Source organism: Streptomyces fagopyri, assembly GCF_009498275.1.
Classification (GTDB): domain Bacteria; phylum Actinomycetota; class Actinomycetes; order Streptomycetales; family Streptomycetaceae; genus Streptomyces; species Streptomyces fagopyri.
Genome location: NZ_CP045643.1, coordinates 5102958 through 5113250, shown reverse-complemented (window position 1 = coordinate 5113250; position 10293 = coordinate 5102958). Strand labels below are relative to the sequence as shown.

Genomic DNA, 10293 nt, shown 5'->3' with positions numbered 1-10293 from the left:
AAGACGGCAGGCCACAGGGGGCGGCAGGACCGACCGAAACTCAATCGCCGGGCGGTACCCACCCGTTCGGCGGAACCCACCCCCTGTGGACAGCCGGTGAGTCTGTCTCGGCACCAGCGTGGCACTCGGCGATGGCGCGTGCAAGACCACGGGGTACCCGCCTCCGTGCGCCGGTCGGAGGTCCCCTCCGGGCCGCGGGGGCACGACGCCCTACACCGGTCCGGGCGGGCTCGGCTTGCGCTCGGGGTCGTCGAGCAGAATGGCCAGATGGCGACCGACGTGGCCGTCCCAGGCCGCGGGACCGAGGGCCAGTGCCTCCCGGCGCCACTCCCCGACCCGTTCCGCCAGACTGCCCAGCCCCCGGTCCTGGAGGATCTCGCCGATGGCGTCCTTGAACTTCGGGTCCGCGCAGTCGCTGCGGTGCCAGATCATCGCGGGCACCCCGGCCCGCAACCCGGCCAGGACCTCACGCCGGCCGGTGCCCGAGTCGTCACCCGGCGGCTGGCTGAGCACCAGGCACACCGCGTGCTGGTCCTCCTTCAGCTCGCGTTCCAGGTGGAAGAAGTACGTCCCGTCCCGCTCCGGGCTGCTCCAGTGCGGATGGCTGTCCGCCGGGCGCTCCCGCAGCTGCCGCCACTTGTGGTGCCAGGGCCGGTGCCAGGCGGCACGCTGCAACCGCTCGATGCTGCGCACCACCACCGGATAGTCCAGGACCAGCGGGGTCGGGGACCCGGACCCGGACTCCTTCGACCACCACTCCACCGGCTCGTTGAGCAGCTCCCACGGCAGTATGAACTCGAGGATCACCGGCTGCCGCAGGTCGGCCCACTTCTCCTCGGCCTCCTCGATCAGCCGCTCCACCGCGCCGGGGAGCTCCTCCCGGCCCAGATGGGCGGTCTCGCCGCGTACGGGATGCCAGCCCTCGGAGTCGGACTGACGCCAGTGCGACAGGTAGTAGCGGTCCGCCTCGATCCGGTCCGGCTCGAACTGGATCATGAGGTAGGCGGGGACGAGGGACGGCTCGGGGTGCGGGAAGTCCGCCTGCTGCCGTTCCGCCAGCACGCTCTCCACGCCCAGGGCCGCGGCCTGGCCACGGTTGAAGCGGCGCAGCACCTCGGCGGCCTCCGCCTGGCCGTCCTCCACCAGCCGGTCGGCCGACAGCGCGAGGAAGGCCATGCTGGGCGGGAGTTCACCGGCCGGGGAGTTCTCGCCCGCCAGCCGCAGGAAGACCTGCCACCCCGTCCGGCACCACACGGGCAGCTCCTGCACCCGGGACCGGCTGGAGCGACGCGCCATGACGGCCAGGTCCGAGGAGCCCATCGAGAGCAGGACGGGCCGCAGATGGCCGAGGTCCGCGTTGTTGAAGAAGTCGACGGCCTCCCACTCGTCCACGAGCGGCCACAGCTCCACGACCGTCGCCGACTGCTGCTCCACGTACTCCAGCGACCGCACCAGGCAGGCCAGGCCGTCACCGACGGCGGTGCACGCCTTCACCACCTGTAGCAGCCAGGGCCGCAGCCGGTCCCCGCCGAAGGGTTCCACGGGCGAGGCCAGCTCACCGGCCAGCATCTCCCGCCAGATCTCACGGCTGCCGGCCTGGCTCACCGTGGCCGAGTTCTGCAGTGCGTCCACGATGGAGACGATGAGCTCGTTGCGGACCCGATCCGGACTGCGCCCTTTCACCCCGTTACCTCCACAGCTGGCGCGGCTCCCTGATGGTGCCCAACAGGGTAAGGCCGCACCACGGGGCGTGGCAGCGAAAAGCACGGGCAACGGCGCCGGATGCCCCTTCCCGGGGCCGGGATCGTCAACTCGCTGTCACACCCGGGCAATAGCCTCCGCTTCGTGACTCCCGCGAACGTTCCCGAAGCCTTGCGCCGACTGCCTGCGGGACTGCCCGCCGGACGGCTCCTCTCGCCGCATGGGGACGGACTTCCACGCGTCGGCCCTCCGCGGTCCCCGGTGCTGTGGATCAGTGACGAACCGCTGGACGACGCGGACGTGTGGTGGGAGAGCCTCTACCGGGACCGGCTGACGACGGGCCTGCATCCCGTCCTGTTCGAGTACCCCGACGACGCACTGCGCCCGGGGGACACCCGGGACGGATCCGGGACGGAGGCCGGACACCACCTCCTGGAGGAGTGGCGCACCTACCGTCGGCGCAGAGCGGAACGGGAGGCCCTGCCGCCCGTGCCCTCGTCTCCCGAGGAGGACGAGAAGGACGACGAGGAGTGCGACTGGCCCGACGGCAGCCCGACCTTCGACGCCTGGCCCGGCCTGGCGGTGGCACCCGCAAGGGAAGCCGGACCCGACGAGAGTGCCGCCGCGGCGGCGGCACATCTCGTACGGAAGGAGTCGCTTCGCCATCTCGCCCTGGTACCGGCGGCGCGCAGTGCCGACATACCGGCCGCGATCGGATGGACCGGCATGGCCGACCGCCTGTCCGCCGGCGACCTGTCCGCGGTACTGCGCTCCTGGGAGGACCGGTTCGGCGCGCGGCTCGTCGGCCTCGGCCACGCGACCGCCTTCGTCTCGGTCGCGGCCAGGCCGGCCGACCTCGATCAGGCGCACGTGCTCGCCCTGGAGCACTACCTCACCTGCCCCGACACCGTCGAGCAGGGAATGTGCACGTTCCCCGAATACGCCGGCGACCTGCTGGAGCGGTCGGTCTGGCGCTTCTGGTGGGACTGACGGCGGCGCCGCCGACCGAGACCGCCGTCACATTCGGCCGTCGACGCCCCCACGGTCCAAGATCGCGGGGGCGTCGGCAACGGTGAGCGGCGGAGCCCCCTGTCGGATTCGAACCGACGACCTTCGCTTTACAAGAGCGGCGCTCTGACCAGCTGAGCTAAGGAGGCCTGACACGCGCGCGTGCGGCGTGCCTGCCGCGTGCGTGCCCGTGCAGTGTACCCACGTCACAGCGGGCCCCTGTCGAAAATTATCGCGAAGTTCACAGGGCTGCGGGTACTGACAGAGCACGTGAACTGCGGGTACCGTCCAGAAACCAGTTCACTCCTGTGGACTACACCACCGCGGAGGTTCGCGGTGGACACCACCTTTACAACGGATCGTCCGGCACGTTCCTGCCGGTGAAGGGGGCCCCTCACCATGGCCACTGTCTCGTTCAACAAGGCGACCCGCATCTACCCGGGTGGCGACAAGCCCGCCGTCGACCAGCTCGAGCTCGACGTCGCGGACGGCGAGTTCCTCGTCCTCGTCGGTCCCTCCGGCTGCGGAAAGTCCACCTCCCTGCGCATGCTCGCGGGTCTCGAGGACGTCAACGGCGGTTCCATCCACATCGGCGACCGCGACGTCACGCACCTGCCGCCCAAGGACCGGGACATCGCCATGGTGTTCCAGAACTACGCGCTGTACCCGCACATGACCGTCGCCGACAACATGGGCTTCGCGCTCAAGATCGCCGGCGTCAACAAGGCCGAGATCCGCCAGAAGGTCGAGGACGCGGCGAAGATCCTCGACCTCACCGAGTACCTCGGCCGCAAGCCGAAGGCCCTCTCCGGCGGTCAGCGCCAGCGCGTCGCGATGGGCCGCGCCATCGTGCGTGAGCCCCAGGTCTTCCTCATGGACGAGCCGCTGTCGAACCTCGACGCCAAGCTCCGCGTCTCCACCCGTACGCAGATCGCCTCGCTGCAGCGCCGCCTCGGCATCACGACGGTGTACGTCACCCACGACCAGGTCGAGGCCATGACCATGGGCGACCGGGTCGCCGTCCTCAAGGACGGTCTGCTCCAGCAGGTCGACTCGCCGCGCAACATGTACGACCGCCCCGCGAACCTCTTCGTCGCCGGGTTCATCGGCTCCCCGGCCATGAACCTCGTCGAGGTCCCGATCACGGACGGCGGCGTGAAGTTCGGCAACTCCGTCGTGCCGGTCAACCGCGAGGCCCTGAAGGCCGCCGCCGACAAGGGCGACCGCACGGTGACGGTCGGTGTCCGCCCCGAGCACTTCGACATCGTCGAGCACAACGGCGAAGCCGCCAAGTCGCTGTCGAAGGACACCGAGGACGCCCCGGCCGGCCTCGCCGTCACGGTGAACGTCGTCGAGGAGCTCGGCGCCGACGGTTACGTCTACGGCAGCGCCAAGGTCGACGACACCCTCACCGACCTGGTCGTCCGCGTCAGCGGCCGCGCCGTCCCGGACAAGGGCGCCACGCTGCACGTCGTGCCGCGGCCGGGCGAGACCCACGTGTTCTCGACCTCCACGGGCGAGCGCCTCTCCGACTGAGGCAACCCGCACGGCTCCGACACCCCCGGAGCGGGTGAATTCACCCAAGTTGACGACGAGGGCCCCGCAGCAGGCTGCGGGGCCCTCGTCGTTGTCGACAAATACCCCGGCAAGCCGGTCATTTCGATACGTGTACGTCAACGCGCCACCGGGAAACCATCACTTCCCCATCCCCCGAACCGGTGACTAAATGTCGCCAAATCATCACCCCGCGCTACCCTCACTCGCGTGAAGCACTCCACCACTAACCAACGGACCCGGCGTGGCCGTGGCCCCGCCCGCCGGATCGGCCGCACCCTCGCCCTCGTTCTGCCTGTCGTCCTGGTGCTCTCCGGGACCCTCGCGGTCACCCGAGTCAACTGGTCGGGGAACTCCTCGGAGTCGGTGCTCACCGCCTCCTCCTCGGACGTCTCCGCACGCGCCGTCTCCCGCGCCCCGCAGGACGTCCTGCGCGACCGGCTCCTGCTCGAACTCCAGGAGAAGGACCCGGGAACCGCCCTCACCCACCTCCAGGAGGCGGTGAACGGGCGCCCGTCCCTCGCGAAGCACTGCGTCTCCATCGCCCGCGCCCTCGGCCGCGCCGCGGTCCGCGCGTACGGCCCGACGCGCGCCCAGGCGTTCGCGCGCCCGGTCTGCGACACGTCCTTCGCATCGGGGGTCGCGGCCACCCACCTCTGAACCCGCGGGGGCCTCTTCCGAGGCCGGAAAGGCCCCTTCCCGCACGCCAGGTAACAGCTGCTTAAGGGAACGGTTGCCGACAGAAACCCCCAGCGGGGCGCCACGTACAGTTCGGACATGACCGATCCGAACGCCGCGTCGCGCCCCGTTCAAGCCGTTGTCCTGGCCGGTGGTCAGGGGTCCCGACTGCGCCCCTACACCGACGACCGGCCCAAGCCGATGGTCGAGATCCCCGGCACCGGGACCCCGATCATCGGCCACCAGCTGACCTGGCTCGCCGAAGAGGGCGTGACCGACGTCGTCGTCTCCTGCGGCCACCTCGCCGAGGTCCTCCAGGACTGGCTGGACTCGGCCCGCCTCCCGGTCAACGTCATAACGGTCGTGGAGAAGGAACCCCTGGGCCGGGGCGGCGGCCTCAAGTACGCCGCCGCGCACCTCCCCCACCCGGACCGGCCCTGGTACGCGACCAACGGTGACATCTGGACCCGTTTCTCGCTGCGCGACATGGCGGACTTCCACACCGAGCGCGACGCCGTCGCCACCCTCGCCCTCGCCCGCCCCCGAATCCCGTGGGGCGCCGTCGAGACGGACGACTTCGGCCGGGTGACGGACTTCATCGAGTCACCGCCGACCACCTACGAGATCAACGCGGGCGTCTACGTCTTCTCCGCCGAGTTCGCCGGTCTGCTCCCCGAGCGCGGCGACCACGAGCGCACCACGTTCCCGCACCTGGCCCGCGAACGCCGCCTGGCCGGCTTCTCCCTCCCGCAGGGTGCCTACTGGCGCGCCATCGACACGGCGAAGGACCTCACGGAGGCCGCCAAGGAGCTCGCCGCGCTCGGGCGCTGAACGGCTTCCGGGCACACGTGACGACGGGGCCCCGCACACCGGATGTGCGGGGCCCCGTCGTCGTACCGTCCGGGAACCTACCCGAGCAGACCGCCGACCAGCTTGTCCGAGCCGCCGGTCGTACCGCCGCCGGAGCTCGAACCACCGGACGTCCCGCCCGTGCCGGCGCCCGTGGAGCCGCCGCTGCCGCTGCCACCGCCGCTGCCACCGGTGGACGTCGGGCCCGCGCTCGTGCTGGGGGCCCGGTGCACCGGGGCGGAATGCTGCGGGGGCGCCTGACCGCCGCCCTGGGTCCGGCTGGGGCCGCTGCTGACCGTGCCGCCCGTCGCGCGGGTCGCGCCCGGGGTGGTGGCCGGACCCGACGGCGAGGAGGAACCGCCGTGGGTGGGCACCTTGGCGGAGGCCGACGGGCTGGTGGTCTTCCGCTGGGGCGTACCGGGCTCCTGGGGAAGCGGGGTGCCGGGCAGTTCGTTGCGCGGGGCCTCGCCCGGTCCCGGCACGACCACCCGGTCGGCGTCGCGGACGGCGCCGCCCAGCAGCGAGCCGACCAGCAGCGTGAGCCCGATGACGACGGCCGAGACCAGCGCGCCGCGGCGCAGCACACGCCGGCGCAGGTCCCAGATGTCGGCGCGCGGCCCGAGGGTGCGCCAGGCCTCACCCGCCAGGCGTCCGTCCACCGAGTAGACGGGAGCGCCCGCGATGATCAACGGGGACCAGGCGGCGAGGTAGATGATGTCCGGCGCGTCGTACGCGGGGACGGTCTTCCAGCTGACGGTGACGATGAGCGCGGCCGACAGCATCGCGCCGACCACCGCGGCCACCCGCTGCCACAGGCCGAGCACCGTGAGCACGCCCACGATGACCTGGAGGAAGGCGATGACGAGTCCGGAGCCGACCGGGTGCTGGAGCGCGAACTGCCGCAGCGGTTCGGCCACGTCCCAGGGGTGCAGCGTGTTCAGCCACTTCACCATGGAGCCGCGCTTGCCGCCGTCGAAGTAGACGGGATCGCAGAGCTTGCCCATGCCGGCGTAGATGGAGATGAACCCGAGGAAGACGCGGAGCGGAAGCAGCACCACGCCGAGGTTCATCCGCCGGCCGGGGTAGTACGCGTGCCGCAGCGAGTCCGTGGCGTGCCGTCTGACCGGCAGTTCGGCGGCCTCGTCCTCGTAGCCGTAGACGTAGCCGTCGTCGCCCTCGCCGTCCGCGAACTCCCCGCCTCCGTAGCGCGGTTCGTCGTACGCGCTGTCGACGCTGCGCATGTTCGGCAGCAGCCGGCCCTCGCCGGCGAGGGAGGTCCCTCCGGTCCGGCCGGAGTCGAAGCCGGACGAGGAGGGGGTGCGCTGGCTGCCGACGAGCGGCGTCTCGACCGTCTCGACGGTCATGTCGCCCTCGTAGCCGCGGTGTTCGTCGAAACGCGGGATGACCTGCGTCGCGCCTGCGTCGCCCACCGGGGCCACCCCGGCGTGGCGGACGCTCGTGCTCCGCACGGCCTGCAGCAGTCGGTGCGCGCCTGTGTCGTCCGGCGCGGACTTCCCGCTCCAGACGACGGGCGCGCGCCGACGGGTACCGGCGGCGCCCGCTCTGCCCGCCGTACCGCCGGCGGGCATCCGCCCGGGGGCGCCACCGGCGTTCAAGTGCCGTGCGACGCGCGAGGATTGGGGTCGCGACGCAGCGCCCAGCTGCACGCGGAAACTCGCATGATTGACGATGACCTGCGCCGGATCGCTCGGCACCTTCACCATGCTCAGCGCGGGAGCGTCGTCGAATCCCGACGAGCGGTCCCCCGTGGGTGTGCGGGGTGTTCTGGTGTCCACACTCATCTAACCGAGTGACGTGTGTTTAGGACACTGCTTTGACCTCGCCGATGTGTCCGGACCGCGTCAAGGCCGTCCGGACCATCCCGATCACCCCACGGGGGTGACGGCACGCACACCTGTTCAGGCGCGTCGCCGGGCCGCCTCGTACAGCACCACTCCCGCCGCCACACCGGCGTTCAGCGACTCCGCGCCACCGGGCATCGGAATCCGCACCCGGAAGTCGCAGGTCTCCCCGACGAGCCGGGACAGCCCCTTGCCCTCGCTGCCGACGACGATGACGACGGGGCCGCCGAGGGCCTCCAGGTCACCGACCTCGACCTCGCCGTCCGCGGCGAGTCCGACCACGACGAGGCCGGCCTTCTTGTACGCCTCCAGGGCCCGCGTCAGGTTGGAGGCGCGCGCGACGGGCGTACGGGCGGCGGCGCCGGCCGAGGTCTTCCAGGCACCGGCGGTCATCCCGGCCGCGCGCCGCTCGGGCACGACGACACCGTGGCCGCCGAAGGCGGAGGTGGAGCGGACCACCGCGCCCAGGTTCCGCGGGTCGGTCACCCCGTCGAGCGCGACGATCAGCGGGTCCTGGCCCTCGTCGTACGCGGCGGCGGCGAGGTCCTCCGGGTGCGCGTACTCGTACGGCGGGACCTGGAGGACGAGACCCTGGTGGTTGAGCCCGTTGGTCATACGGTCCAGCTCCGGACGCGGAGCCTCCATGAGGTGGATGCCACCGCGCTCGCCCGCCAGCTGGAGGGCCTCCCGCACCCGCTCGTCGTTGTCGATGAACTGCTGCACGTACAGCATCGACGCCGGCACGCCCTCGCGCAGCGCCTCGACCACGGGGTTGCGTCCGACGACCATCTCGGACGTGCCCTTGCCGCCACGCCCGCGCGCCACGGGACGGCGGGCGGTCTGCTTCGCCTTGACGTTGGCGACGCGGTTCTTCTTGTGTCCCTTGCGCATCTCGGCCGGCGGGGTCGGGCCCTTGCCCTCGAGGCCCCGGCGTCGCTGGCCGCCACTGCCGACCTGCGCGCCCTTCTTGCCGGACATGCGGCGGTTGTTAGCGGCCATGACCTACCTGTTCTGTGTGAGGTGTGCAGACGCTTCGCGTGCACGTTCGTCTATGCAGTGTGCCGCCCGGAGAGCCGGGCGGCACACTCGATCAAGAAACCGTCAGCGCGGGCCGAGGGTCCACCGGGGTCCCTGCGGCCCGTCCTCGATGACGAGACCCGACTGGTTGAGCTGGTCGCGGATGGCGTCCGCGGTGGCCCAGTCCTTGCGGCCCCGCGCCGCCTCGCGCTGCTGGAGCACCAGGCCCACGAGGGTGTCGACGACCCCGTGCAGGTCCTCGCCGCGGTCGCCCTCGACGGCCCACGCCGGGTCGAGCGGGTCGAGACCGAGAACGCCGAGCATGGCCCGGACCTCGGCCAGCCGTGCCACGGCGGCTTCCTTGTCGTCGGCGGCCAGGGCGGAGTTGCCCTGCCGCACGGTGGTGTGCACCACGGCGAGCGCCTGCGGCACACCCAGGTCGTCGTCCATGGCCTCGGCGAACGCGGGCGGTACCTCGGCGGCGGGCTCGACGACGCCCCCCGCCATCTCCGTCACCCGCTGTACGAAGCCCTCGATCCGCCCGAAGGCCGACTCGGCCTCCCGCAGGGCCTCTTCGCTGTACTCGATCATCGAGCGGTAGTGCGGGGTGCCGAGGTAGTAGCGCAGCACGACCGGGCGCCACTGCTTGACCATCTCGCTCACCAGTACGGAGTTGCCCAGGGACTTGGACATCTTCTCGCCGCTCATGGTGACCCAGGCGTTGTGCACCCAGTACTTGGCGAACTCGTCGCCGAAGGCCTTGGCCTGCGCGATCTCGTTCTCGTGGTGCGGGAAGATCAGATCCAGCCCGCCGCCGTGGATGTCGAACGCGCTGCCCAGGTACTTGTGCGCCATGGCGCTGCACTCCAGGTGCCAGCCGGGCCGGCCGCGCCCCCACGGGGTCTCCCAGGTCGGCTCACCGGGCTTGGCGGCCTTCCACATGGCGAAGTCACGCGGGTCCCGCTTGCCCGTCTCGCCCTCGCCGGAGGGCTGGAGCAGGTTGTCGAGCTCCTGGTTGGACAGCTCCAGGTAGTCCGGGAAGGAGCGTACGTCGAAGTAGACGTTGCCCTCGGACTCGTACGCGTGACCGCGCTCGATGAGGCCGCGCATCATCTCGACCATCTCGGTCACGTGCCCGGTCGCCCGCGGCTCGTAGCTGGGCGGAAGGCAGCCCAGCGCGTCGTAGCCGTCGTTGAAGGCCCGCTCGTTCTCGTACCCGATCGCCCACCAAGGGCGGCCCTGCTCGCCCGACTTGGTGATGATCTTGTCGTCGATGTCGGTCACGTTGCGGATGAACGTGACGTCGTATCCGCGGTACTCGAACCAGCGGCGCATGATGTCGAAGTTGAGACCCGAGCGGATGTGCCCGATGTGCGGGGCGGCCTGCACGGTGGCACCGCAGAGGTAGATCGAGACACAACCCGGCTTGAGCGGGGAGAAGTCACGGATCTGCCGGGCGCTGGTGTCGTACAGGCGAATGGTCACGCCTCCAGGGTAGTGGCCCCTGGGTAGTGCCCCGCGACCCTTCCCGCGCAAGGGGCACGTATTCGTGACATACGACCCTCACGGGTGCCACCTGCGTCCCGGGCGCCCCCTCGGCACCGGCCCGCTCCCGGGGACTGAC

At 71.2% G+C, this 10293-nt stretch carries 8 protein-coding genes and 1 tRNA gene; 4 read left to right on the top strand and 5 right to left on the bottom strand.

Annotated features, from left to right (window positions below):
- Nucleotides 1-210 precede the first annotated feature (210 nt).
- Entirely contained in the window at nucleotides 211-1632 is a 1422-nt protein-coding gene (locus GFH48_RS22055) for a VMAP-C domain-containing protein (protein ID WP_153289901.1), read from the bottom strand.
- 213 nt (nucleotides 1633-1845) lie between these two features.
- Here GFH48_RS22055 and GFH48_RS22050 point away from each other — a divergent pair, with 213 nt between their 5' ends.
- A complete protein-coding gene (locus tag GFH48_RS22050; RefSeq protein ID WP_194280641.1) occupies nucleotides 1846-2691 on the top strand; it encodes a DUF4253 domain-containing protein in 846 nt (281 codons plus the stop codon).
- A gap of 93 nt (nucleotides 2692-2784) precedes the next feature.
- Here the strand turns inward: GFH48_RS22050 and GFH48_RS22045 are convergent.
- Nucleotides 2785-2858: transfer RNA gene (locus tag GFH48_RS22045), tRNA-Thr, on the bottom strand.
- A gap of 250 nt (nucleotides 2859-3108) precedes the next feature.
- On the opposite strand from GFH48_RS22045, the gene GFH48_RS22040 reads away from it, so the two are divergent.
- From GFH48_RS22040 to GFH48_RS22030, 3 genes are all read left to right on the top strand, one after another.
- Nucleotides 3109-4245 carry an ABC transporter ATP-binding protein gene (locus GFH48_RS22040; protein ID WP_153289899.1) on the top strand — a complete coding sequence of 379 codons (1137 nt, stop codon included), beginning with the start codon at nucleotides 3109-3111 and terminating at the stop codon, nucleotides 4243-4245.
- 228 nt (nucleotides 4246-4473) lie between these two features.
- Nucleotides 4474-4923 (top strand): hypothetical protein, encoded by a 450-nt coding sequence (locus GFH48_RS22035; RefSeq protein WP_153289898.1) that lies wholly within the window; start codon nucleotides 4474-4476, stop codon nucleotides 4921-4923.
- Nucleotides 4924-5040: 117 nt separating this feature from the next.
- Nucleotides 5041-5772: a nucleotidyltransferase family protein gene (locus GFH48_RS22030; protein ID WP_153289897.1), complete on the top strand. Its 732-nt coding sequence runs from the start codon at nucleotides 5041-5043 to the stop codon at nucleotides 5770-5772.
- 77 nt (nucleotides 5773-5849) lie between these two features.
- Here the strand turns inward: GFH48_RS22030 and GFH48_RS22025 are convergent, their stop codons facing one another.
- From GFH48_RS22025 to cysS, 3 genes are all read right to left on the bottom strand, one after another.
- Nucleotides 5850-7592 (bottom strand): DoxX family protein, encoded by a 1743-nt coding sequence (locus tag GFH48_RS22025; protein WP_153289896.1) that lies wholly within the window; start codon nucleotides 7590-7592, stop codon nucleotides 5850-5852.
- Nucleotides 7593-7709: 117 nt separating this feature from the next.
- Nucleotides 7710-8651 carry a 23S rRNA (guanosine(2251)-2'-O)-methyltransferase RlmB gene (gene rlmB / locus GFH48_RS22020; protein WP_153289895.1) on the bottom strand — a complete coding sequence of 314 codons (942 nt, stop codon included), beginning with the start codon at nucleotides 8649-8651 and terminating at the stop codon, nucleotides 7710-7712.
- Nucleotides 8652-8753: 102 nt separating this feature from the next.
- Nucleotides 8754-10154, bottom strand: a complete 1401-nt coding sequence (gene cysS / locus GFH48_RS22015; protein WP_153289894.1) for a cysteine--tRNA ligase — start codon at nucleotides 10152-10154, stop codon at nucleotides 8754-8756.
- Between the last annotated feature and the right edge of the window lie 139 nt (nucleotides 10155-10293).